This is a genomic window from Nocardia sp. NBC_01377, from assembly GCF_045040005.1.
GTDB classification, from domain to species: domain Bacteria; phylum Actinomycetota; class Actinomycetes; order Mycobacteriales; family Mycobacteriaceae; genus Nocardia; species Nocardia noduli.
Map to the genome: position 1 here is coordinate 8,253,335 of NZ_CP109566.1, position 23,708 is coordinate 8,277,042.

Sequence of the window (23,708 nt, forward strand, 5' to 3'; positions counted from 1 at the left end):
TCCGGGACCTGCTCACTCGTGCTGGGACACCCGGTCGCCGCCGAGCCAGCCGAAAATCCCACGACGCCTTGCCGTTCCGTCGACGGCACGCCGCGGGGCCGGGATGACCTCGGCCGGATTTGTCTGATGCCCCTTCGGGAGCAGGGTGAAACCGCAGACCGAGATATCACCCGGTGAGAGCGCCGACTCGTTCTCGGCGCCCGCGCGGTAGTGGAAACCGAGCCATTGGTTGTTCGCCGCGTCCGCGAAATCGGGTGGGTCGAACGGAAGGGCCTGCGGGTCGGGCATTTCTCCCGGCTGCCAGTCGACGGGGTGTTCGCCCGCCCAGAACGGGCGCTCCCAGACCCGTGGCAGGCCCTCGTCTTCGAGGATGTTCACCCGGGTCGCGCTGAAGGCCCGGCGGAATTCGCCACGCTCCCACTGCGCGTACGCGCCCCAGCCGTGCGCGGTGTCGAAGGCGACGAGGTAGGTGTGCTCCGAGGCCAGCGGGCGGACCAGCAGGTCCGGCAGCGTTGTCGGGTACACCTGGGCGGATTGGGGCGAGCACACCACGGTGACGCCGGGATAGCAGCCGATGTAGACCTCGCCCCGGTCCGGGCCCGCGCAGGCGCCGAGGGTACCGACCATGCCCGGCACGACATCGTGGTCGGCGTAGAGCTGTGTGGCCAGTGCCAGCGCGGCATCCGGATCGGGGTCGTGGTTCGCGCGGAGCACCGCCGTCGGGTCCGGTGCGTCGACGTACCAGAGGGAAGAAGCTTTGGACAGCATTTCCGGCACCTCCCGAATTGCGAGAAATAGCTCCGCGAACTTCTAGCAAACTAGCGTGTTGTCGCCTACTCGGCGTCACCGCGAACTGCCCGCGCCGACGTCAACACCGACGACACCGAGAAATCTACGCGCAAGAAGGGCCCGACCGCACGGCTTCGGCTACCGAACACGCCAGCGGGCCCCAGATTTTCGCGATTCGCCACTTCCAGCAACCCGAGCGGCTCGCTGGCAAACTCGATCACGGTATGCGGTGGATGTGACCGAATCCGGCCGACACCCACCGCGCGTGGGCCGTACTCAGTGACCGGAGCTGCGGACGCCGAGCAGGACGTCTTCCCAGGACGGCATCGGAGCCTTGCCGCGCTTGTTCCGATTGGTTTTCGCCGGTGCGGGTTTGGCGGCGGGTTTGGCCGGGTCCTCGGCGGGCGGCTGCGGCGGCGCGGACGCCGCGGGGGCGGCAGCCGGGGGAGCCGGTGTGCTCGCCGCAGGCGTCGTCGCGGCGGCGGGGGCAGCCGGGGGAGCCGTTGTGGGCGAGCCCGCGACAGTAGTGGCGGAACCGTTGGTGGCGGGTGCGGTGGCCGCGGGAACCGAACCGTTCGTCGCGGGTGCGGTGGCGGCGGGCGCCTTCGGGCCGGAACCGTTCGCGGCGGGCACCGCGGCGGCCGACCCGGTACCCGAACCGTTCGCCGCCGGAATCGCCGCGGGCGAACCGCCCGCCGCGACGGCACGCCGCTCGTAGTACTCGTCCATCGCGGGCCTCGGCGCCGGACGCGCGGGCGTCGCGGTGCTTTCGCGCGGCGGACGTGTCGACTCGATGACCGGTTCGGGCGCGGACGGCGCCTCCAACTCGGACTGCGCGGGCAGGATGGACGCCAGACCGCGCAGCGCGCGACCGAAATCCGGGTCGATCAGATCCGAGGCGGGATCATCGAGCGGAGAGACCGAACCGCCGTGGGCGTCCGGTTGGTAGCGCCAGTGCGCGGCGATCTCGGAACGCCCGTTCTGCCACTGCAACTGGGCGACCCAGAAACCCTTCTCGTCCTTCCAGGCATCCCATTCGGCATTCTCGAGGGTGTGCCCGCGCTCGGTGAAAGCGGCGGTGACGATATCGATGAGCGTTTCCACGGCGGGACCGTCGGTGCGTACCGGATGTGCCTTCTGCGCCAATTCGGCCGCGCGGGCCCGCTCCAGCAGAACCGGGTACGCGAAACGCTCGACGCGGCTCATCGGCATCCCGGATTCCGCGGTGACCTGATCCACGGAGGCACCGGCTCGTATACGGGCCTGGATATCTCGTGGACGCATGGTCGCTTCCATTTCGATCTCGATCTGGCCGAATCGAGCGAGGTCTCCACGTGCCGCCGCGCGAAGTTTGTCGTCGGCGGGCAACCGGTACTTGGTTCCTGACTCTGGGTCGATGCACACGATGTGCGTGGAGTCGGGCGTCACCCCGATCACTCGAAGTTCACGCACCACTGCCTCCTTATCGCGTCGGCTCGCGACACCGCCCACTGTTTCGAAACAGTAGTGCACAGTCGCTGATCTCGAGGCAAGACACGCGGGCCGAAAATCTGCGGACAGGCCTTCGGAACCGCTAGTCTGCTCTGTTCGTCTCGGTTTGCCGCGACTGCGCGCGACCCTCCGATTCCGTTCGAAGCGGCCACTTTTCATGACCGCGGGACCGGAAAGATGGACCGGAAATGTGAAAACCGGGCCACGAGCGACACTCGCGAACTCGATTACCGTGGGATTCGAATCCGGAGTTGTCCTCGCGGCCCGGGGTTTGCTGATTTGTAGCGGCTACCGGATTTTCTTATTCCGGTTATCAGACCAGTTTCTCGACGACCCAGTCGATGCTACGCGTAAGAAGGCTCACGTCTTCGGGGTCGATCGCGGGGAACATGCCGACGCGCAACTGGTTGCGGCCCAGTTTGCGATAAGGCTCGGTATCGACGATCCCGTTGGCGCGCAGTACCTTCGCGACCGCGGCGGCGTCTACGGAATCGGCGAAATCAATGGTTCCGACGACCTGTGAACGGTGTGTCGGATCCGCTACGTACGGCGTGGCGAATTCGCTCGACTCGGCCCACGAATACAGCCGCGAGGACGAATCCAATGTGCGCTTGACCGCCCAATCCAGGCCGCCGTTGCCGTTGAGCCATTCGATTTGATCGGCGAAAAGCAACAGTGTCGCGAGCGCGGGCGTGTTGTAGGTCTGGTCCTTGGTGCTGTTGTCGATGGCGATCGGCAGCGACAGGAATTCCGGGGTCCAGCGACCCGATGCCTTGATCTCCTCGACCCGGGCCAGCGCGGCCGGGCTCATCAGCGCCACCCACAGGCCACCGTCGGCGGCGAAGCATTTCTGCGGGGCGAAGTAGTAGACGTCGGCATCGGTGATGTTGACCGGGAGACCGCCAGCGCCCGAGGTGGCGTCGATGGCGATCAGCGCGTCACCCGAACCGGCGGGACGCTGCACCGGAATGGAGACGCCGGTCGAGGTTTCGTTGTGCGCCCAGCCGATGAGGTCGGCCGACGGATCCGATACCGGCTCCGGTGCGCTGCCCGGCTCCGACGACACCACGATCGGGTCGCCGATGAACGGATTGCCCTTGGCGACGGCGGCGAATTTGCTGGAGAACTCACCGTTGGTGAGGTGCAGCGAACGCTCGCGGATCAGACCGAAGGCGGCGGCGTCCCAGAACGCGGTGGTGCCGCCGTTGCCGAGGACGACCTCGTAACCGTCGGGCAGTGAGAACAGTTCGCGCAGGCCGCCGCGCACGCGCGCGACCACGTCTTTCACCGGCTTCTGCCGGTGCGAGGTTCCGAACACCGAGGCGCCGACGTTCACCAGGGACTGCAACTGCTCGGGGCGAACTTTGGAGGGGCCGCAGCCGAACCGTCCGTCGGCGGGCTTGAGGTCGTCGGGGATCGTCGGGAACGCAGTGGTCATGCGAACAAGCCTAAAGCGTGCCGGACCTGCGGGCCGTAGGGGGTGTGGAGGTTGCGGACACGTTGCTGACGCGAATCGCCGGGTCGGTCGCGTGGTCGTGGATCACGGCGCCGCGCGATGCCGCGCGAGGCCGACGCCTTCCCGATGTCCGACGGGTTTGCCAGCGATGCGCCAGGGGCGGCAGTGACTGCCCGTACGAGTGGTGCGGGAGTTGTCGGGGGTGACACCTGTGTTTGTTTTCACAATCCGGGAAATTCTGTCGTCGCGCCGGATCTCGGGCGTCGACGGCGGTCCGGGGAGACCCCTCGATGCGCTCTGTGTCAACGCGACACGCCCTCGCCGGAGCAGCCCAACGCGCTATCGGTGTGTCGTGTACCACAGTGCGGCTAACGTAGGCCGTCATGAGCGAGCACAGGGTGGGCCGGGTGCGGGCATGAGTATCGCGTCGATGGGCTCGGAGTGGCGTGCGCGGTCGCGGAATCGGGGGTCGCGGGCAGGCGCTCTGTCCGGGGCGGCGCGGCGCGAACTCCTGCTGCGTGGCACCGAAGGGGTGGCGACCGTCCTCGGCGTTCGCCGCGGTTCGACGGTCGCGGGTTTCGAACTACCGGGCGCGGCCGACGGTGAGGGCGGGCACGTGTTCCTGGTGCGCGTGGTCGTCGACGGCGTCGCGCCGTACGAGACCCGCGTCAGGCAGCGGATGCGCGCGGAAGATCTGAAATGGGCGCAGGCGGGCGATGTGGTCCGCTGTCGTGTCGACCCGGGCGATCGGGATCGGCTGGTGCTCTACCTGCCCGAGATCGGGAAGGTGCGGCGGGTCAGCGTCGCCAAGACCCTCGCCGACGGCCGCCGGGCCGACGCCACCGTACTCGCCGCAGCACCCGTGGCCGCCGACTATTCCGGCATCGACGATCCGGTGCTCCGGCTCGACCTGGAACTGCGGGCGTGGGACGAGCCGACGCCGTGGCGGGTGCGTCTGATCCAGCCGGTTCCGCTGGCCGCCATCGGCCTGGTCGACCTGGGACAACATCTCGAAGTCGCGTTCTTCACCGTCGATCGCGGCGAATCCGTCGCCGTCGACTGGACGGCGTCACTGGGCGAACGGTAGGCGCGGAGGCCCGGTTACCGGAGGTTCGGCCGTTCCTCGGTGATCGACCGGCGTCGTGAGGCAGTAGGCCCGTACGACAGACCACGAGCCGGGCGTCGCGGAGAGTTCTCGCTCTCCTATCGACGCCCGGCTCGCGCGGGTGGTTCGGATCGGTGTCTCAGGCGTGCGTGATGGTCGCCCAGCCCGCGACGTCCTCCGGGCGGCGCGGATCGGGACCGGTGTAGATCGCCGCCGGGCGTACCAGTTTGCCGAGTTGCTTCTGCTCGAGGATGTGCGCGCACCAGCCCGCGGTCCGGCCGCAGGTGAACATGGCGGGCATCATGTGGGCGGGCACCTCGGCGAAGTCGAGGATCACCGCGGCCCAGAATTCGACGTTGGTCTCGATGGCGCGGTCGGGACGACGTTCACGAAGCTCGGCCAGCGCCGCCTGCTCCAGGGCCGCGGCGACCTCGAAGCGCGGGGCGTCCAGACGCTGCGCGGTGGCGCGCAGCACGCGGGCGCGCGGATCCTCGGCCCGGTACACCCGGTGACCGAAGCCCATCAGCTTCTCCTTGCGGTCGAGGATGCCCTTGACCAGAGCCCGCGCGTCACCGGACTTCTCGACGTCTTCGATCATCGGGAGCACGCGGGCGGGCGCGCCGCCGTGCAGCGGGCCGGACATCGCGCCGATCGCGCCGGACAGCGAGGCCGCGACATCGGCGCCGGTGGAGGCGATGACCCTGGCGGTGAAGGTGGAGGCATTCATGCCGTGTTCGGCGGCCGAAACCCAGTAGGCGTCGATGGCCTCGGTGTGCTTGGGGTCCGGGTCACCCTTCCAACGGGTCATGAACCGCTCGGTGACCGTGGTGCATTCGTCGATCTTCTTCTGCGGGACCGCGGGCTGGTAGATACCGCGCGCGGACTGCGCGACATAGCTCAGCGCCATGACCGAGGCGCGTGCCAGATTCTCGCGCGCGGTCTCGTCGTCTATGTCGAGTAATGGCTGGTATCCCCAGATCGGGGCGAGCATGGCCAAACCGGCCTGCACGTCGACGCGCACGTCGCCGGTGTGCACCGGCAGCGGGAAAGGTTCGGCGGGCGGCAGGCCGCGCCCGAATGCTCCGTCGACAAGCAGTGCCCACACATCACCGAAGGTGACCTGGCCGCCGACCAGATCCTCGATGTCGACGCCGCGGTAGCGCAGCGCCCCGCCGTCCTTATCCGGCTCGGCGATATCGGTGGTGAATGCCACCACACCCTCGAGGCCGCTGACGAAATCGCTCGGTACGGCGGCCTTACCGCCGGAAACCGCGGGGCTGGTAGTCATGTGTGACTCTCCTTGCACTTCGGGTCGCATGATTCCTCGCCGAATTGGGTGCTTTTCGCCGAGCACATGCCGATCACCAAAACCTTAGCTCGCTGCTACCGCGGAGTAACGTCTGGCCCATGCGTGACCTGGACAATTTATCGCGCGGTCGGCAAGCCGCGGAATATGCCGCGACCGCCGATCTGGCCGCGATGCGTGTGGATTACGGCGTCGCCCATTTCGGCAGTGGTGAGGACACCGATCTGGACGAGACCTGGGTGGCCGGTGGCTGGGAGCCGCTGCTTCGCCATTGGATCGAACAGGCGACCGCGGTCGGCGCCGCCGAACCCAATGCGATGGTGCTCGCCACCGTCTCGCTCGCGAGCGGATCGCCGCGCCCGGTATCGCGAACAGTTCTGTGTAAAGGGCTCTCGCCCGAAGGTGTGACTTTCTACACGAATTACGACTCGGCCAAGGGCGGCCAATTGGCCGAGATCCCGTTCGCCGCCGCGACTTTTCTGTGGCCCGCGCTCGGCAGGCAGATCCATGTGCGCGGACCGGTCGACAAGGTGCCGAACGAGGTGACCTCCGTGTACTGGCGGTCGCGGCCACGGGATTCCCAACTCGGCGCGTGGGCGTCGCACCAATCGCGGCCGATCGGTTCACGCGCCGAAATGGACCGGGTGCTGGCCGAGACCACCGCCCGCTTCGCCGACGTCGACGATATTCCGGTGCCGCCGCAGTGGGGCGGCTATCTGCTGCGCCCCGACGAAGTCGAATTCTGGCAGGGACGGCGCGGCAGGCTGCACAACCGGATCAGGGTGCGCATCGACGCGGGACGGCAGATCGTCGACCGATTGCAGCCGTGAATCCGGTGTCCTCACGATTGTGATGATCCCAACCCTTCTGCGCCGCTGACCACGGCGCTACGCTGCCGCCGGTGAAACTGCTCGCCGACACCACCCCGCTGCGCTATCCGGACTTCCGACGGCTGTGGACCAGCAATATCGTCACCGTCATCGGGTCGCAGCTCGCGGTGGTCGCGGTGCCGCAGCAGTTGTTCCAGATCACCGGCAGTTCCGGATACGTGGGGTTGGCCGGCCTGTTCGGCCTGGTTCCGCTGATCGTGTTCGGCCTGTGGGGCGGTGCGCTCGCCGATGTGATGGACCGGCGCAGGCTGATGCTCATCACCAATTTCGGCACCGGCCTGACCGCGCTCGCCTTCTGGGCCCAGGCCGCCGCCGGACTGGACAATGTCTGGGTAATCCTGGTGCTGTTCGCCGCCCAGCAGGCGCTGTTCGCGGTCAATCAGCCGACCCGCAGCGCCGCGATCCCGCGCCTGCTTCCGACCGAACACCTCGCCTCGGCGAGCGCGCTGAGCATGACGGTGCAGCAGACCGGGGCGATCGCGGGACCGGTGCTCGCGGGTGTGCTCATCCCGGTCGTCGGCCTTTCCACGCTCTACCTGATCGACGCCGTCGCACTGCTCGCCACCATCTGGGCGGTGTGGAAACTGCCCGCGATCCCGCCGACCGGTGACGCGCGCACCGCCGGATTGCGCGCCGTGCTCGACGGTTTCGTCTACCTGGCGACCCAGCGCATCCTGCTCGCCTCGTTCCTCGTCGACGTGATCGCGATGGTGTTCGGTATGCCGAGGGCGCTGTTCCCGCAGATCGCGCACGAAACCTTCCACGACCCGGCCGAGGGCGGCGTGGCACTGGGCCTGCTGTTCGCGTCCATGTCCGTCGGCGCGGTGCTCGGCGGGGTGTTCTCCGGATGGATCTCCCACGTGCGGCGACAGGGCCTGGCCGTTGTGGTCTATATCACGCTGTGGGGTGTGGCGATGATCGGGTTCGGGGCCGCGGTCGGCTTGACCGGGCACGGCCTCGGGATCGGTGTCGGACTGTGGATCGCCCTGGCGTGCTCGGCATTCGGCGGCGCGGTCGACATGGTGTCGGCTGCGTTGCGCATCGCCATGCTCCAGGCGGTGACCACCGACGAGATGCGCGGCCGATTACAGGGCGTCTTCATCGTCATCGTCGCCGGTGGGCCGCGCATCGGTGATGTTGCCCACGGTTTCGCCGCCGCGAGCCTGGGTACAGCGGTCGCGGCGGCGGGCGGCGGCGTTCTCGTCGTTATCGGTGTGGTGCTCGCGGCCCTCGCCTTCCCGGCTTTCGTCCGATACACGGTGACGCGCTCACCTCGGCGGGAGCCGGTCGAGACGCGGATCGAGTGAACTCCGAGAAGCCGTGACGCCGTGCCGTATCCGAGAGCACACTCGTCGCGATAACGCAATATGCTCACGTGAGAGAAGTGTGTTTGTGAGGTTCTCGTGCGGGCACCCTCGTAGTCGGGCCCCGTGGACAGCGACTAGCGTCTAGGTAATCGCACCGCCGTGCCGACCGCACTTCGATGCCGACGGTCCTAGCCTGAGAGGGATCCTTCCGTGCCCGAAAAAGACCACATCAACGACGCCAAGCCGGTGTTGAGCTACCCCGGTGGCGAATACGCCATGAAGATCGCGCAAGCCTCCGAAGGTAACGACGGCGTCGATCTTGGCAAAATGCTGGCCGGCACCGGGTACGTCACCTACGACCCCGGGTTCACCAACACCGCGTCGACCAAGTCGGCGATCACCTATATCGACGGTGAACAGGGCATCCTGCGCTACCGCGGCTACCCGATCGAGCAGCTCGCGGGCACCTCGACCTTCATCGAGGTCAGCTACCTGTTGATCTACGGTGAATTGCCGACGCAGGCCCAGCTCGACGATTTCACCGACCGGATCCGCAGGCACACCCTGCTGCACGAGGATCTCAAGCGGTTCTTCGACGGCTTCCCGCGCAACGCGCACCCGATGCCGGTGCTCTCCTCCGCGGTGAACGCCCTGTCGGCGTACTACCAGGACTCGCTGGACCCGCGTGATCCCGAGCAGGTCGAACTATCGACCATCCGACTGCTGGCGAAGCTGCCGACCATCGCGGCCTACTCGTACAAGAAGTCGGTCGGTCAGCCGTTCCTCTACCCGGACAACTCGCTGAGCCTGGTCGAGAACTTCCTGCGCATGACCTTCGGGTTCCCGGCCGAGCCGTACGAGGTCGATCCCGAGGTCGCCGCGGCGCTGGACATGCTGCTCATCCTGCACGCCGATCACGAGCAGAACTGCTCCACCTCGACCGTGCGACTGGTCGGCTCGTCGGACGCGAACCTGTTCACCTCGGTCTCGGGCGGCATCAACGCCCTGTGGGGTCCGCTGCACGGCGGCGCCAACCAGGCCGTGCTGGAGATGCTCGACGACATCAAGGCCCAGGGCGGCGACGTCAAGGAGTTCATCCGCAAGGTCAAGAACAAGGAAGACGGGGTGAAGCTCATGGGCTTCGGACACCGCGTCTACCGCAACTACGACCCGCGCGCCGCGATCGCCAAGAAGCACGCCGACAACATCCTGCAGAAACTCGGCGGCGGCGACGAACTCTTCGATATCGCCCAGGCGCTCGAGGAAGCCGCGCTCACCGACGAGTACTTCGTCTCCCGTCAGCTGTACCCGAACGTCGACTTCTACACCGGCGTCATCTACAAGGCGATGGGTTTCCCGACCCGCATGTTCACCGTTCTGTTCGCGATGGGCCGGCTCCCCGGCTGGATCGCGCACTGGCGGGAAATGCACAGCGAGCCGCTCAAGATCGGCCGCCCGCGTCAGGTCTACACCGGTTACGGCGCACGCGATTACGCCGGTATCGACAACCGCTGAGACCCGGCGTCAGAACACGATCAAGTTCCGCACACACTCATCTATCGAAGGAGATAGCCGAATGACCAAGCCGGAGATCGAATTCCAGGCAGGCCCCGCGCCCAGCGAACTCGTGATCAAGGACATCATCGAGGGCGAAGGCAAGGAAGCCGTACCCGGTGGCACCGTCGAGGTGCACTACGTGGGCGTCGAATTCGAATCCGGCGAGGAATTCGACTCCTCCTGGAGCCGTGGGGAATCCATCAGCTTCCCGCTGCGCGGCCTGATCCAGGGCTGGCAGGACGGCATCCCCGGCATGAAGGTCGGCGGCCGTCGCCAGCTGACCATCCCGCCGGAGCTCGCCTACGGTCCGGCCGGTGCGGGACACCAGCTGGCCGGTAAGACACTGGTCTTCGTGATCGATCTGATCAACGCCGCCTGACCCCGGCACCCGAACGGCCCGTGCTCCCCAGTTGAGCACGGGCCGTTCGTCGTTCGTAGCGGGTGTTGTACACAGCGCGAAAGGTTCGAGGCGGGGCGGCCCGCGACCATCGCACGCCGTGACGCGGCCCGCCGCACCGAGGTGTGCACCATCAACGTCCAGATCGATGGTAGGAGTATCGAATTCGATCTCGAAATCCGCCGTCGAACGCGGTGACGGGGACGATCGACACCTGCGAACTCGGATCGGCCCTGGCGGAGAAGGTCGTACAGACGCTGCCCGCAGGCGCGTGATCGTCCTCGCCGGAGAGTGACCAGGAGTACTCGTCGTTGTCGCTCGTTTGCCGTGTGAGCGCCGCGTCGTTGTGCCTATAGTCGGCGTGGAAGTGCAAGCCGTGCAGGGGAATCGGGGGAAATATGCGGGTTGTCGCGAGCGTCGGTCTTGTGATCGCAACGCTGATGGCGGTGGGTTGTGGGGCATCGGAAGGAGATTCAGAGGAGGCGGCGAAATCGGTGAACAGTCTGGGGCTGGAGACGAGTCCGCCCGAGTCGTACCACCCGTGCGCGGATGTTCCACAGGGCGTATTGAGTTCGGAGCGCTTACGCGGTACCGGACCGGCGGATGCGGACGCACCGGACGGGGTGCGGTGGCGAGGGTGTAAATGGGTCAAGAACAACGGATATTCGGTGTCGATCCGGATGACGAATATGACTCTGCCCTTCGTGCGCAAGACTTTCTACACCATGGGCCGAGACGTGACGGTCAGCGGAAGGTCGGCGACGATCGCGCACCGAAGCGAGGCTCGCGGTCCCGAGGTCTGCACCGTGAATGTGGAGATCAAGGGCGGAAGTCTCGAATTCGATGTCGACAATCCGCGATCCAGCCTGCTGACCGGGGAGCTGGATACCTGTGAACTCGGATTGGCGTTGGCGGAGAAGGTGGTGCCGACCTTGCCCGCAGGCGCGTGATCCGGATGTGACGGTGCGGATGAGGGGCGCGGCGGTGTCGAACTCACTCCCGCACGATCCGGACCGGATCGGTGAGAGCGAGGGCGATCGCGGACTGCTGGGCGGTGCTACGCATCGGGAGCGTCTCCATCGCCTTGCCGGTCTGGGTGTTCAGAGTGCCGACGACGCTCTGCAATTGGCTGACGCCGCTGGTCAGCTGCCCGATCGCGTCGACGAGCTGGGCACCGCCGGTGTCGGCGAGTTCGGGCAGGCCCTCGGCCAGTTTCGCGCCCTCGTTCAATTGCGCGCTCGCGCCTTGTAACCGGCCGACGACGGTGCGCAGGAGGGTTGCGAGATCGGTCTCGGGATCCACCGCGCCGCCGACCAACTGGTCGAGACCGTCCAATTGGGCGCCCGCCTGACCGGAGACATTCCGCAGACCGTCGAGTTTCGCGATGATGTCGGCGAGTGCGGGATCGCCGGCGAAGGGCAGGGCGCGCAGTAGCGGCAGCAGTTGGTCGAGTCCGGAGCTTACACCGGTCGCGGTCCGCTGGACCTGCGCGATCGTCACATCGGTCGAATCCAGGGCGGCGGCGAGCTGATTCGCCTGTGCGGCCGCGCCGTCGACCGTCTCGTTGAGGATCGCGATGGCCGAGGTGAGTTGCGCCGAACCCTCTTTCGCGAAATCGAGGAATCCCAGCAATTGTTCCGCGCCGCCGCTGAACTGGTCGGCACCGGCGGCGGCCGCGTTCACACCCGCGCCGAGCAGTTGGGCGGTGAACTGCACCCCGCTGAGCTGGGATCTGGCCTGGCTGACGGCGGCGAATGCGGCGTCCACCCCGGCGGCCCCGATGCGGTGGGTGACCCGGTCGGTCGCCTCGCGCACCAGGTCCTCGTCGGCGGCGTCGTTGGTGGCGACCCTGACCTCGGCATACCGGGGGTTCGGGCTCGCGAGGGTGCCCATGGCCTCGGTGAGATCGGCGGGCAGGGTGATCACCGCCGCGTAAACGTCGGTATCGGCCGCACCCGGTGCGACCACGGCCCACTCGAATCCGCCGCCGTCCTGCTCGATCGCCTGGGCGATACGCGCGCCGATCGGGCCGGTGTCGGTATTCACCAGCGCTATCGTGGACGGAGAGGGCGTGGTTCCGGAACAGGCGGTGAGCGCGCCGACGAGGGCGCCCGAAACGAAGATCGCGGAGACGAGGAAGGCCCAGCGGGCGCGTTGTCCGATCACACCGCTGACATTATGGGTGAGATCTTGCGCTTACGCTGGGCTTTCTCTGTGGATTCGGTAAGGGCCGCAAGGCATTCGCCGAATCACCGATCAGACGGCCACGTGACCGAAATCCAGTTTGACGAGCTGATCCGCGCGGTCGAAGTACCGGTCGTCGTGCGTGATGACGATGACGGTCTTCCCGCGCCGCTTGAGGTCGGCGAGGATCTCGTCGTAGAACACCTCGCGGAACCGAGGTTCCTGGTCGGCGGCCCACTCGTCGAAGAGATAGATCTGGCGGTCTTCCAGCAGTGCGGTCAACAGTGCCAGCCGTTTACGCTGTCCCTGCGACAGCGCGATGGTCGACAGTGTCCCGTCCCGCACGGTCACCTTGTGCGCGATCTGCAATTCCTCGAGGTAGCGGTGCACTTCGGCGTCGATACCGGGCCGATCGAATCCGAGGTAGTCCTCGAACAGATGGAAATCGCTGAAGATGGCCGAGGAGTTCTGCCGGAACCACTCGATGTTCTCGTGATCGATCTTCTCGCCGTTCAGCGCCACCGATCCCGACCTCGGGACATAGAGTCCCGTGATCAGTTTCGCCAGCGTCGATTTGCCGCTGCCGTTGCCGCCGACGATGAAGGTGATCTGACCGGGCTCGAAGACCAGGTCGATCGGGCCGAGCTGGAATCCGGAGGTTTCCTCGCCCGCGAGTGCGGCGGGCGCGCCGACCGGAGCCGGTTGCTGACCGTGGGCTCCGTGGTCGAGTCGTTTGCGGCCGTTGACATCCGGTCGCCCGCCCGGACCCGCGCCGGGCGGCGGGCGATGGTGTCCACCGTGCGGCGGCGGCCCCCCGTGACGGCCCTTCGGAGGTTTGCCACCCGGCGGCGGCCCGACCGGATGTCCTTCGCGGGGGCCGTCACCGGCGCGCGGTTCGCCCGGATGCGGGGGATGGCCGTCACCGGAAGGCGCCGAGGCGGGATGTCCGCCACCGGACGGCGGTCCGGCCGGCCCCTCCGGGAACGGCGGCACGGGTTCGCCGGCATAGGTGTAGGTGACGTTCGTCAGTTCGAGGCGTGCCTCGGTGGCGGCGGGACGGTCGGTGAAGGGCAGTTGCTCCTCGTTGTGCTGGGTCTCCATGGACAGGTTCATGGTGCGGATCTTCGCCAGCGCCACATCACCGCGCACCAGGTCGGGGAGCCGGTGCATGAAGTTCTGCATCGGCATCGCGAGGAAGGTGGTGACCAGGACATAGCCGACCACGACGTCACGTGGCAGATCGAGCGCGGCGGCGATCCCGAACAGGATCAGCGCCATGGTGCCGAGTTGCAATATCTGGCCGAGGCTTTGGGCGACCGAGAATTTGGTGCTGGCGTCGACGTTCTGCGCGCGCAGGGTCTCCGCGGACCCGAGGAGGTGGCGGTCCATGAAATCCCGGCGCCTGCCCCGGTGCAGTTTGAGCTCCTTGATACCGAGCGTCACGGCCTGGAACGAGCGCAGCAGCAGGTCCTCGTTCTCCCGAGCGTGGTGGTAGATGGCCCGCACCCGCTTGAGGAACAGTTCGACACACGCGATGCCGATCAGCGTGCCCGCCACCGTGATCGCGAAGATCGGGCCGGACAGGATCGCCAGGAAGGTGAAGCAGCCGACGATCGTCGCCACGTCGATGCAGATCGCGGGGATCGCGGTCACCGCCTGCGACAGCGAGCGGACATCTTCGGTGAGCGTCGCGATGAGGCGATGCGTGCCGAGACGTTCCAGGTGTTCGAGCGGGGCCGAGACGACCCCGGAGCTGAGATCCGCCCGCAGCCGGAAGATGGCGTCCTGGGCCAGGCGGATCAGCAGGATCTGGGAAATCAAGCCACTCACCAGAAGGACCAGACCGGTCAGCGCGAAGCGCTGGAGCAGGTCACCGGGGCGCGGCTCGGGAGCGACGACGCTGTTGATCAGCGTCACCAGGTAGGTGTTGGCCGCACCCGCCACGAGGCCCGTGGCGATCACGCCCACGATCCGCACCCAGGAGATGGAGATGAGGAATCTGATGAGTTGCATGGTTTCTGTGCTTTCTCAGGATGCCGGTGAGGTGGGGTTCACCGGCGGATGATGTCGAAGATCATGCCTTCGAGCGTGACGCCGGGCGCGAAGGAGAACGCCACGCCCGTGGAGATCGGGCCGGTCGATTCGGTCTGCGCGATCATGCGTTCCAGCACGAAGATCAGCGAGACGCTCAGCATGTTGCCGTGCTCGGCCAGAACGTCCCAGCTCAGGGCCGCCGTCTCGGACGCGAGGCCCAGTGAGCGCGCCGACTCCTCGATGATCTTGGGTCCACCCGGGTGGATGGCCCACAGGTCGACATCGGCTTTGCGCAATCCGTTGGCCGCGAGGACCTCGGTGACCACGGGATCGACGCCGTTGTAGATGTATTGGGGCAGGTTCTCCGACAGTTCGCAGGTGATGCCGCTGTTGTTCACCCCGAGCACGATGCCGTCCTCGGCGTCGTCGAGCAGATGACTGAAGCTGTCGCGGATCACGACACTGCCCGGCTTCAGCGGCTGGTGGACCTGGCTGGTGCCGATGACCACCGCGCCGCACCCGTCGCCGAACAGGCTGTGGGTGATGACATCGTTGATATCGTCGTCGAACACGGCGTTGACCGAACTCAACTCGATGCAGATCAGCATCGCCTTCTTGTCCGGGTGCGCCCGAACGTAATCGACGGCGGTGCGCATACCGTTCATCGCGGCGGCGCAGCCCATGAAGTTCACGACGACGCGGCTGACCTTCGGCGAGAGGCCCAACTGTTTGACCACGGCGACATCGACCCCCGGGGCGATGAAGCCGGTGCTGGTGACGAAGACCAGCAGCCCGATATCCGTTTTGTCCTCGATGCCGGCGACCGCGCGTCCGGCCACGTCCACGGCCAGCGGAACCGCGTGCTCGTAGAAGAGGTTCATCCGCTCGCGGATGGTGCCGGGTTTGCGGCTGTATTCCAGGAATTCGGGGTCGAGCGGATCGACCGCGAGGCGACGGGTGCCGATCCTGGTCTTCTGATAGATGCGGGCGATCCTGGTCCGCTGCCGTTCGTCGCCGAACAACTCGGCCACCTGTCCGGCGGCCGCGGCCTGGTCGAATACCTGTGCGGGCGAACCCGTCGCGATGCTTTCGATCACACCCACGGTGATCGGCGGCGCCGGCGGCATCATGCGCTCGGCGAGATCGTGCCCGTGCTCCCCATCCGCCAGGTGGCGGGTTGTCCCCAGGCTGCGAACGCTGCCTTCCTCGATCGTTACAGACACGACTCTCTACCTTTCGAAATAAATGTGTTGAACTCACCGCCTGCGAGTGGATGACGTGGCGGACGAACTGTTGATATGAATCGGAATCGGGTCAGACCGTGCCGATTCCGGTGAACCCCTGAACCGTGTAGACGGCGCAGGTCTTCAGAGCCGATGGCGAGCAGTGCTCGCGGACGAAGCCCCAATCGCGCTCCTTGGCCTCGTCCGACCGTGAGAGCAGATAGGTCCTGATCTGTTTCGGGAACCGGTCGGTGAAGAAACTCTTCGCCGGAATCCACTCCACCCCGAATTTCGCGGCCTCCTCGCGTAGGACGTCCTCGGTGGCGATATTGGCGAATCCGCTGCGCTGATAGGGCAGGACGTGGTGGACGCGATGCGAACTCAGACCGGCGGAGAGGAAGCAGTCGACGTAGCGGTTACCGACGACTTTGAGGTCGTAGGCCTGCTCGAGCTGGTTGACGCCCCAGTCCTCGGTATCGGTGTGCAGTTCCTCGGTCTCCAACTCGAAATCGTGGCTGGCGACGACGAGGAAGGTGCTGATCCACAGCGAGAACACGAATTGCAATGCCCAGGCCAGGAAGTCACCCGCCGCGATGAACAGCGCCAATTCGGCCACCAGCAGGAATCGCACGCCGAACGATCCGATGAAATGCGGCAGCGCGCCGCCCCACGTCCCGTACATCTCCTTGACGCCGACTTTTCGGGTCAGCCTGCAGACGTCGAGCAGTCGGATGGTCATGCCGGTGAGCGTGTGCCCGAATTTGTGGATCGTGTGGATCGGTATCCGGTACAGCCGCGGGACCCGCATCATCATCGTGAAGACGTTCTTCTTGATGTCGACTTCGCTCTGGGTGTGCGGGTGGTGCAGCAGCGCGTGGCCGTCGGCGGTGACGAACGCCAGCGCCACGTAGTTGAAATCGAAGGCGTTGGTGTAGACCTTGTTCATGCCCTTCTGGGCGCGGTGGATCGCGTAGTGGCCGAAGCCCGCCAGCGAACTGCGCAGCAGCACCATCGCGATCACGAAGATCGGCAGCGGCATCCAGCCCGGTTCGGCCAGTCGCAGACCCTGGACCGCGAAGTAGGCGACGGCCAGCAGCGCGACGACGATGTTGAAGATCGTGTCCATGCGCTTGATCCGGGCCGCCAGCTCGGGATTCCGCAGCCGCGCCTTGACCTTGTGCAGCAGGTCTTCCTTGTTGTCGAAGCTGTACTTCGGGGTGTCGCGCCAGCTGTCGAAACCCTCGTTGAACAGGAAGTCCGGCGCGTTGTTCGTGGGATGGATGTCCTCGGGGAGGGCGTCGCGGTTCAGCGAGTACCGCTGCAACATCCGCTCGACCGCTTCGGGATTCTTGTGGTACGAGCCGATGATCGAGGTGATGTCGCGGTTTTTCGTACGTCCGATGAAGAACTCGCCGCCGGGATGCTTGGAGATCCAGTCACTGAGGTCGTAGGCTTTGCCGTTGTACACCCACACGTTCGAGATCGGCGGTGGGCCGTCCGGAGCCGGAGGCCGACGGAATTCCTGTTCGTCTGCTGCCTGGTCGGCGGTGCCCTGTTCCGCGGTGATCGGCACTGTGGCGACCTGTTCGGCTGTGGCCTTCTCATCCACGTCGGGCTGGGTGTTCGTCATCGGTGTTCCTTCGTTGCTGATTCGCGGTCGGACGGCCGTATCGCTTCCGGCCGGAGGTTTTTCGAGGCATTCCTCGCGAAGTGTGCGGGGCGCGATAGTCGGTTGATCCGGGGTATTTCCCCTGGTCGCACCTGCCGTCCGAATGCTCATGGACAGTATCGTGCTTGCAGCGCCTAACGTCTCACTAAACAATCCCTTAACCCGGTTCGCGATCGCGACGGGTTCGCCCCCGATCTATGCGAGAAGACCGATCACAGGGTATCGTCGGCGCCCGCAGCAGTTCCAGACCGTGGTTCGGCCAAGGGTCGGCCGCATGGACCCGGTCAATCGGGACAGCTTCCCCGTCAGGTGAAGTGCTGCATACTACGACTCAGCCGACAGCAGAAGCTGCCAGCTTCAACCCTGGTCGATGGACCATATGCACTCTCTGGGGGCAGAACATGAGTGACTTGTCAACGCGCACTTCAACAACTCTCAAACCTCGAATCGGCAGGCTCTCGCCGGTGCGATTCGGCACCGTCGCGATCGCGGCCTCGCTGTTCGCGGCGGTCGTGACCGGTTGTGGATCGGACGATTCGAGCACCACCTCCACCGCGGCGACGGCGACCGGCCCACTGCCGGAAGCCGCCCAGATCGTGCAGGAATCCGCCAAGACCACCCAGACCCTGCAGGCGGTCCACCTGAACCTGGCCGTCACCAACATCCCGAACCTGCCGGTCGAGACGGTCTCCGCCGATGTGACCAACCAGCCGCAGGGTGCCGGTGCCGCGCAGGGCGAGGCGAAGGTCCGCACCAAGCCGGACGCGCCGTTCATCAAGGCGAAGTTCGTCGTCGTCGACAAGTCCATGTGGGCGCAGCTCGAGGACGGCAAGTACGCCGATCTCGGTCCGTCGGAGAAGATCTACGACCCGGGCGTCATCCTCGACAAGGACAAGGGCCTGGCCAATGTCATCGGGAAGGTGCAGAACCCGAAGGTCGAAGGTCGCGAGACCATCGAGGGCACCGCGGTCGTCAAGGTGAGCGGAACCATCGACGCCTCGGTCATCGACCCGATCGTGCCGAAGTCCGGCGACGGTGGCGGCTCGCTCCCGATCACGCTCTACATCGCCGATGTCGCGCCGCCGAGCGGTTCGGAGTCGGTGCAGCCGTCGGCCGCTCCCTCGACCGGCGCCGGCCCGAACCTGGTCCGCGCGGTCATCAAGAAGGGCGACGGATCGATCAACGTGACGCTGTCCGACTGGGCCAAGCCGGTCACCGTCACCAAGCCCCAGGGGTAATTGCGTAGCAGTAACTCTCGGCTGAGAAACCGGTCGGGTACACGGAAGGTCGGCGGTCGCCGTCTATCGTGCACCCGGCCGGTTTCGTGTGTCCGTGGATAACTCGCGGTTCGCCGGAGCCGAGTTGTGGTGGACCCCTCCGCCGATGCTGTGGACAGCTGTGGATGACTCCCGACACGGGGCGATGGTCGCGTGCGCGGCGCGCTAGCCGCGTGTGCCGGGCTGCGGAAGTTCGAGCACCAAACGGGCTCCACCCAATGGGCTGTCGGCGAAATACGCGCGCCCGCCGTGCAACTGGGCCTGCTGGGCGACCAGGGCGAGGCCGAGTCCCGATCCGCCCTTACCGGCCTGGCTGCCGCGAAAGAACCGCTCGAAGACCGCCTCGCGTTCCTCGGCGGGCACCCCCCGGCCGTTGTCGTCGACGGTGATCACGATGCGGTCCGGCGCGGTGCGGTGCGCCGAGACCAGCGCTCGGGTGGCGCGGCCGTGTTTGCGGGAGTTGGCGAGCGCGTTGTCCACGGCCAGGCGCAGGCCGGCGGGCAGACCTCGGGTCACCAATTCGGCGTCGGTGTCGATATCGACGGTGAGACCGGGGAAGTGGCGCATGGCGTCATGCGCGGCCTGGTCGCAGATATCGCCGACATCGGTGTCGACATGATCGCGAGCGTTGGTCAGATCGCCGGTGGCCAGCCGTTCCAGCGCGGCCAGCGTCGTCTCGACGCGTCCCTGACTGCGTTGCAGGTCGGCCAGGATCTCGGTGCGCTGGGCCTCGTCCAGGTCCAGGGTGGTCAGCACTTCGAGATCGGTGCGCATCGCGGTGAGCGGGGTCCGCAATTCGTGCGCGGAGACGGCGGCGAAATCGCGCGCGGTCTCCAGTGCGGCGGCCGTTCGGGACTGGGCCTGGTCGACGCGCGCCAACATCGTGTTGACGGCATCGGCGAGTTTCTCGGCCTCCCGTACACCCGAACCGTCCACGGGCGGACGGGGATCGTCGGCTTCGGGGTAGGCGCTGTGGGCGCTGACCTGACGGGTGAGATCCACGATCGGGCGCACCGCGCGACCAGCCAGTAACCAGCCGAGCCCCGCCGTCGCGGTGATGGCGAGCAGCGCTCCGGCGAGCACCCAGCGCTGTTGCTCCTCAGTTGCTCGCGCGGCCTCCTCGGCCGGTATCCCGAGCGAGACCGTGCGGCCCTGCGGCTGGTTCTCGGTCGTGGTCAGAATGCGATAGGGGGTGCCGTTCACCTCGGCGGTATGCGAACCGGTCGGCAGGTCGGGCAACTCGGTCGTACTGCTCGCGAGCACGGAACCGTTCTCCCGCACCGTCACCGCGATCTGATTGTTCAGTCCGGTGAGGCCGACCAGGCCGACCGCGATGACCGGTTCGATCAGGGCCAGACGCGAGGCGAGGGCGAGTTGCTGATCGCTCTGCTGGAGGTTGTTGCGCTCGATCGCGCGAATACTGATCAGGCTGAGCAGGGTCACGATGATCACCGCGCCCATCGCCGCCGCTCCCGCGACCCTGGTGCGCAGTGAGAAGGTCCGTCGCCGCCGTCGTCGTCGCTCCGGTGGCTTCGGAGCCGAGGTCATTTCGGCGCCCGGAGGACGAACCCCACCCCGCGAATGGTGTGCAGCAGCCGGGGGGTTCCGTCGATCTCGAGTTTGCGGCGCAGGTACCCGACGAAGACGTCGACCACATTGGTGTCGGCCGCGAAGTCGTAGCCCCACACCAGTTCCAGCAGCCGCTCCCGGCTGAGCACTACGCCGGTGTTGCGCGCCAACGTCGACAGCAGTTCGAATTCCCGCTTGGTGAGCTCGATTTCCTCGCCGCGCAGGATCGCGCGATAGCCGTCGACATCGATCTCGAGCGGACCGACGGTGATCGCGCCCGGCGTCGGAGTCGGAGGAGTATCGGAGCGGCGGCGCAGCAACGCCTTGATACGCGCCACCAGTTCGGCGAGCACGAACGGTTTCACCAGGTAATCGTCGGCGCCGGACTCCAATCCGGAGATACGGTCATCGACCGAGGCACGCGCGCTGAGCACGCAGATCGGCACCTCGTTGCCGAGGGCGCGCAGCGCGGTCACCACGCCCGCGCCGTCGAGCACCGGCATATTCATATCGAGCACGATGGCATCCGGCGCGTGCTCGTTCACGCTGCGCAGCGCCGCGGCTCCGTCACGGGCGACGAGCACCGTGAATCCGGAAAGCCTGAGTCCACGCTCGACCGAGCCGAGCACGTCCTCGTCGTCATCGACGACGAGGACGGTCGGAGTCGTAGTCACCTCGGGCATTGTCGCCTCTCCGCGTTCGCCGGTCGTTGGTGTCATCAAGAGTCTCGCACCGGGCCGGTGGTTCGGCGGAAGGCTGGAGTCTGGCGTGCCCGAAACCGGGTCAGTAGTTGTGGCAGACCGCCGCCACGGTGGCGATCGTCCCGGCCAGTTCGGCCGCGCGCGGATCGTTCTGCGCCTGCTGGGCCGCTTCCGGGTTCTCATCGATGCGGCGCTGCAACTCGGCGCGACGCTGTTCGACCGGCTGGTCGAACGAGCGCTGCAATTCGGCCTTCTGGCTGGGGTTGGCGTCGAGCAACGCGGCCAGCTGAGGCGACTCGACGTGCAGTGCGGCGTCGACCTGGGCGAAGGTGCAGTCGCTGTTGAGCAGTGGCGCGACCAGATCGTTCGGCGCCGCCGCGGCGATGCCGGGACTCAGGAGTGCCGCCGCGCTCGCGACACCACCCGCGGCGAGAGCGGCGAGGGTGGTACGGCTGCGAAAACGCTTCATTGTGCCTCCAGATAACGGTTCGTGTTAACGAATTACCCCGTCGACGCTATGGGGTCGCGCTGGCACCCGGTTGAACTGTTTCTGAGAGATCTCTGAGAGAGAGCGTCGGCGATCGATCGGAGTCAAGCGGGGGTGACCGGATCGGTGTCGGAGGGAGAGGGAATCGGCGCGATCGGCGTGCGTCCGGACAGGATCTGATCGGCGAGCGCGACCAGCACCGCGGGGTCTTCGATGGTGGAGGGAATGTCGTAGTCGTCGCCCGCGGTGATCTGCCTGATGGTCTTGCGCAGGATCTTTCCGGAGCGGGTCTTGGGCAGCGCCGAGACGATGATCGCGTCGTGCAGGGTGGCGATCGGGCCGATCTGTTCGCGCACCCGGACGGTCAGTTCCTCGCGCAGCCGCGCGGGCGCGATCTCGACGCCCTCCTTGAGGACCACGTAGGCGACCGGGCGCTGACCCTTGAGTTCGTCGGCGAGACCGATGACCGCGCATTCGGCGACGGCGGGATGCCCGGAGATGGCGGCCTCGATACTGCCCGCTGACAGTCGATGCCCCGCCATGTTGATCACGTCGTCGCTGCGGCCGAGGACGTAGAGATAGCCGTCGTCGTCGAAGTAACCGGAGTCGCCGGTGAGGTAGTGGCCGGGAAAGGCCGACATGTAGGAGCGGACGAAACGCGGTTCGTCCTGCCATAGGCCGGTGAGCGCCCCGGGGGGCAGGGGTAGCCCGATGACGATATTGCCCTCGGTGTTGGCGGGGACGGGGTTGCCCTCGGCGTCGAGCACCCGCAGCCGGAAGCCGGGAACCGGCACCGAAGACGACCCCGATTTGATCGGCAGTTGCTGCAACCCGAGCGGGTTCGCGCAGATCGGCCAGCCCGTCTCGGTCTGCCACCAGTGATCGACCACCGGGCAGTCCGGCCGGTCGGCCAGCAGCGTCGTCGTCGCCCATTCGTAGGTCGCCGGATCGAGCCGCTCACCGGCGCAGAACAGCGCACGCAGCGAGGACAGGTCGTGCTGGGAGGCCAGCGTGGCCTCGGCGTCGGCCTTGCGGATGGCGCGCAACGCGGTCGGCGCGGTGAACAGCACCCGCACCCTGTGTTCGGCGACCACGCGCCAGAACGCGCCCGCGTCCGGGGTGCCGACCGGTTTGCCCTCGTAGAGCAGGGTGGTCGCCCCGACGAGCAGCGGCGCGTAGACGATATAGGAGTGGCCGACGACCCAGCCGACATCGGATGCGGCCCACATCACCTGTCCCGGGACGACGTCGTAGATATTGGTCATGGACCAGGCCAGCGCGACGGCGTGACCGCCGTTGTCGCGGACGACGCCCTTGGGCTTACCCGTCGTCCCCGAGGTGTAGAGGATGTAGAGCGGATCGGTCGCGGCGACCGATACCGGATCGGCGGGTTCGGCGTCGAGTACCGCGTCGTCCCAATCGAGCCATCGCGCGGCGATGGTCTCGCTCGAACTCGGCAGCGATTCCGTCGCTTCCTGCGGTGCGGGGAAATTGATCGTCTGGAACTGCTTGCGCTGTTTGACGATCACCGCGCGCGGCGCGTTCGTCTCCGCTATTTCCAGTGCGCGCAACACGATCGGCGGATATTCGATTTTGCGATGGGGTTCGAGGCCACCGGAGGCGGTGATGATCAAAACCGGTTCGGCGTCATCGATTCGGGCCGCGAGTTCGGGTGCGGCGAAGCCGCCGAACACCACCGAATGCACCGCGCCGATTCGTGCGCACGCCAGCATCGCGATGACGGCTTCGGGAATCATCGGCAAATAGATGACGACCCGGTCGCCGGTCGTGACGCCGAGGCGCGTCATGGCCCCCGCGAATATCGAAACCTCGCGCAGGAGTTCGGCGTAGGTGTATACGCCCCTGGCACCGGTCATCGCGGAGTCGTAGATCAGCGCGGGCTGTTCGGCGCGGCTGCCCGCTCCATCGGCGTCGCCGAGTACGTGGCGATCGAGCGCGTTGAACGAAGTATTGAGACGGGCGTCGGGAAACCACCTGGCGACGGGACGTGCGGTCGTATCGAGAATCTGCGTGGGCGCGACGTCCCAATCAATGGCCTCAGCAGCACTTGTCCAGAACTCGGCGGGGTCGACCAGGCTGGTCTGATAGACCGGCCGGTACTCGTGCTTCACGCTCAAACTCGTGACTCCCTAGCCTCGCCTCGATGCCCGCCTCGATAGATCTGCATGATTGTGGCAGACTTCACGCGACGCCCGGGCGGGTGGCACGACCTTTGGGTTTGTCTGGAAAAGGCAGGTCAAGGCCC

Annotated in this window: 19 protein-coding genes; 7 read left to right on the forward strand and 12 right to left on the reverse strand. The window is 66.5% G+C overall.

Annotated features, from left to right (window positions below; all coding sequences use genetic code 11):
• Positions 1 to 12: 12 nt before the first annotated feature.
• The 3 genes from OG225_RS38020 to serC all read right to left on the reverse strand — a co-directional run bounded on the left by OG225_RS38020 (position 13) and on the right by serC (position 3,718).
• Positions 13 to 768 carry a DUF6928 family protein gene (locus OG225_RS38020; protein WP_405179494.1) on the reverse strand — a complete coding sequence of 252 codons (756 nt, stop codon included), beginning with the start codon at positions 766 to 768 and terminating at the stop codon, positions 13 to 15.
• Between the two features lie 297 nt (positions 769 to 1,065).
• Positions 1,066 to 2,241, reverse strand: coding sequence for a septation protein SepH (gene sepH, locus OG225_RS38025; protein WP_405179495.1), 1,176 nt, complete (start codon positions 2,239 to 2,241; stop codon positions 1,066 to 1,068).
• A 352-nt stretch (positions 2,242 to 2,593) separates the two neighbouring features.
• The gene (serC, locus tag OG225_RS38030) at positions 2,594 to 3,718 is read right to left on the reverse strand and encodes a phosphoserine transaminase (protein ID WP_405179496.1); all 1,125 of its coding nucleotides are present in this window, start codon (positions 3,716 to 3,718) and stop codon (positions 2,594 to 2,596) included.
• A gap of 433 nt (positions 3,719 to 4,151) precedes the next feature.
• On the opposite strand from serC, the gene OG225_RS38035 reads away from it, so the two are divergent.
• Positions 4,152 to 4,823: a hypothetical protein gene (locus OG225_RS38035; protein WP_405179497.1), complete on the forward strand. Its 672-nt coding sequence runs from the start codon at positions 4,152 to 4,154 to the stop codon at positions 4,821 to 4,823.
• Between the two features lie 157 nt (positions 4,824 to 4,980).
• Here the strand turns inward: OG225_RS38035 and OG225_RS38040 are convergent, their stop codons facing one another.
• Entirely contained in the window at positions 4,981 to 6,129 is a 1,149-nt protein-coding gene (locus OG225_RS38040; RefSeq protein ID WP_405179498.1) for a citrate synthase 2, read from the reverse strand.
• A gap of 119 nt (positions 6,130 to 6,248) precedes the next feature.
• On the opposite strand from OG225_RS38040, the gene pdxH reads away from it, so the two are divergent.
• From pdxH to OG225_RS38065, 5 genes are all read left to right on the forward strand, one after another.
• Positions 6,249 to 6,977, forward strand: a complete 729-nt coding sequence (gene pdxH, locus OG225_RS38045; protein WP_405179499.1) for a pyridoxamine 5'-phosphate oxidase — start codon at positions 6,249 to 6,251, stop codon at positions 6,975 to 6,977.
• A 71-nt stretch (positions 6,978 to 7,048) separates the two neighbouring features.
• Positions 7,049 to 8,344, forward strand: a complete 1,296-nt coding sequence (locus OG225_RS38050; RefSeq protein WP_405179500.1) for an MFS transporter — start codon at positions 7,049 to 7,051, stop codon at positions 8,342 to 8,344.
• A gap of 210 nt (positions 8,345 to 8,554) precedes the next feature.
• Positions 8,555 to 9,859: a citrate synthase gene (locus OG225_RS38055; protein ID WP_405179501.1), complete on the forward strand. Its 1,305-nt coding sequence runs from the start codon at positions 8,555 to 8,557 to the stop codon at positions 9,857 to 9,859.
• Between the two features lie 61 nt (positions 9,860 to 9,920).
• Complete coding sequence (locus OG225_RS38060) at positions 9,921 to 10,280, forward strand: FKBP-type peptidyl-prolyl cis-trans isomerase (protein ID WP_216912129.1); 360 nt, start codon at positions 9,921 to 9,923, stop codon at positions 10,278 to 10,280.
• A gap of 458 nt (positions 10,281 to 10,738) precedes the next feature.
• Entirely contained in the window at positions 10,739 to 11,248 is a 510-nt protein-coding gene (locus tag OG225_RS38065) for a DUF3558 domain-containing protein (RefSeq protein ID WP_405183500.1), read from the forward strand.
• Between the two features lie 43 nt (positions 11,249 to 11,291).
• Here OG225_RS38065 and OG225_RS38070 read toward each other — a convergent pair whose 3' ends face one another.
• The 4 genes from OG225_RS38070 to OG225_RS38085 all read right to left on the reverse strand — a co-directional run bounded on the left by OG225_RS38070 (position 11,292) and on the right by OG225_RS38085 (position 17,222).
• Positions 11,292 to 12,464 carry a hypothetical protein gene (locus OG225_RS38070; RefSeq protein WP_405179502.1) on the reverse strand — a complete coding sequence of 391 codons (1,173 nt, stop codon included), beginning with the start codon at positions 12,462 to 12,464 and terminating at the stop codon, positions 11,292 to 11,294.
• 90 nt (positions 12,465 to 12,554) lie between these two features.
• Complete coding sequence (locus OG225_RS38075) at positions 12,555 to 14,495, reverse strand: ATP-binding cassette domain-containing protein (protein ID WP_405179503.1); 1,941 nt, start codon at positions 14,493 to 14,495, stop codon at positions 12,555 to 12,557.
• 38 nt (positions 14,496 to 14,533) lie between these two features.
• Positions 14,534 to 15,646 (reverse strand): type III polyketide synthase, encoded by a 1,113-nt coding sequence (locus OG225_RS38080; protein WP_405183501.1) that lies wholly within the window; start codon positions 15,644 to 15,646, stop codon positions 14,534 to 14,536.
• 184 nt (positions 15,647 to 15,830) lie between these two features.
• Entirely contained in the window at positions 15,831 to 17,222 is a 1,392-nt protein-coding gene (locus OG225_RS38085) for a fatty acid desaturase (RefSeq protein WP_308165368.1), read from the reverse strand.
• Between the two features lie 587 nt (positions 17,223 to 17,809).
• On the opposite strand from OG225_RS38085, the gene OG225_RS38090 reads away from it, so the two are divergent.
• Complete coding sequence (locus OG225_RS38090) at positions 17,810 to 18,646, forward strand: LppX_LprAFG lipoprotein (protein WP_405179504.1); 837 nt, start codon at positions 17,810 to 17,812, stop codon at positions 18,644 to 18,646.
• 204 nt (positions 18,647 to 18,850) lie between these two features.
• On the opposite strand, the gene OG225_RS38095 is transcribed toward OG225_RS38090, so the two are convergent.
• From OG225_RS38095 to OG225_RS38110, 4 genes are all read right to left on the reverse strand, one after another.
• Positions 18,851 to 20,233 carry a sensor histidine kinase gene (locus OG225_RS38095; RefSeq protein WP_405179505.1) on the reverse strand — a complete coding sequence of 461 codons (1,383 nt, stop codon included), beginning with the start codon at positions 20,231 to 20,233 and terminating at the stop codon, positions 18,851 to 18,853.
• Positions 20,230 to 20,937, reverse strand: a complete 708-nt coding sequence (locus tag OG225_RS38100; RefSeq protein ID WP_405179506.1) for a response regulator transcription factor — start codon at positions 20,935 to 20,937, stop codon at positions 20,230 to 20,232. Before OG225_RS38100 ends, OG225_RS38095 begins: the two co-directional genes overlap by 4 nt.
• 100 nt (positions 20,938 to 21,037) lie before the next feature.
• Positions 21,038 to 21,424, reverse strand: a complete 387-nt coding sequence (locus tag OG225_RS38105; RefSeq protein WP_405179507.1) for a hemophore-related protein — start codon at positions 21,422 to 21,424, stop codon at positions 21,038 to 21,040.
• Positions 21,425 to 21,546: 122 nt separating this feature from the next.
• Positions 21,547 to 23,580: an AMP-binding protein gene (locus tag OG225_RS38110; RefSeq protein WP_405179508.1), complete on the reverse strand. Its 2,034-nt coding sequence runs from the start codon at positions 23,578 to 23,580 to the stop codon at positions 21,547 to 21,549.
• Positions 23,581 to 23,708: the final 128 nt, after the last annotated feature.

Coding starts and splice junctions, on each gene's coding strand:
- pdxH (WP_405179499.1), top strand. CDS start 6,249: ATGCGTGACCTGGACAATTTATCGCGCGGTCGGCAAGCCGCGGAATAT.
- OG225_RS38040 (WP_405179498.1), bottom strand. CDS start 6,129: ATGACTACCAGCCCCGCGGTTTCCGGCGGTAAGGCCGCCGTACCGAGC.
- OG225_RS38035 (WP_405179497.1), top strand. CDS start 4,152: ATGAGTATCGCGTCGATGGGCTCGGAGTGGCGTGCGCGGTCGCGGAAT.
- OG225_RS38065 (WP_405183500.1), top strand. CDS start 10,739: ATGGCGGTGGGTTGTGGGGCATCGGAAGGAGATTCAGAGGAGGCGGCG.
- OG225_RS38020 (WP_405179494.1), bottom strand. CDS start 768: ATGCTGTCCAAAGCTTCTTCCCTCTGGTACGTCGACGCACCGGACCCG.
- OG225_RS38080 (WP_405183501.1), bottom strand. CDS start 15,646: ATGATGCCGCCGGCGCCGCCGATCACCGTGGGTGTGATCGAAAGCATC.
- OG225_RS38090 (WP_405179504.1), top strand. CDS start 17,810: ATGAGTGACTTGTCAACGCGCACTTCAACAACTCTCAAACCTCGAATC.
- OG225_RS38100 (WP_405179506.1), bottom strand. CDS start 20,937: ATGCCCGAGGTGACTACGACTCCGACCGTCCTCGTCGTCGATGACGAC.
- OG225_RS38095 (WP_405179505.1), bottom strand. CDS start 20,233: ATGACCTCGGCTCCGAAGCCACCGGAGCGACGACGACGGCGGCGACGG.
- OG225_RS38105 (WP_405179507.1), bottom strand. CDS start 21,424: ATGAAGCGTTTTCGCAGCCGTACCACCCTCGCCGCTCTCGCCGCGGGT.
- OG225_RS38060 (WP_216912129.1), top strand. CDS start 9,921: ATGACCAAGCCGGAGATCGAATTCCAGGCAGGCCCCGCGCCCAGCGAA.
- OG225_RS38075 (WP_405179503.1), bottom strand. CDS start 14,495: ATGCAACTCATCAGATTCCTCATCTCCATCTCCTGGGTGCGGATCGTG.
- serC (WP_405179496.1), bottom strand. CDS start 3,718: ATGACCACTGCGTTCCCGACGATCCCCGACGACCTCAAGCCCGCCGAC.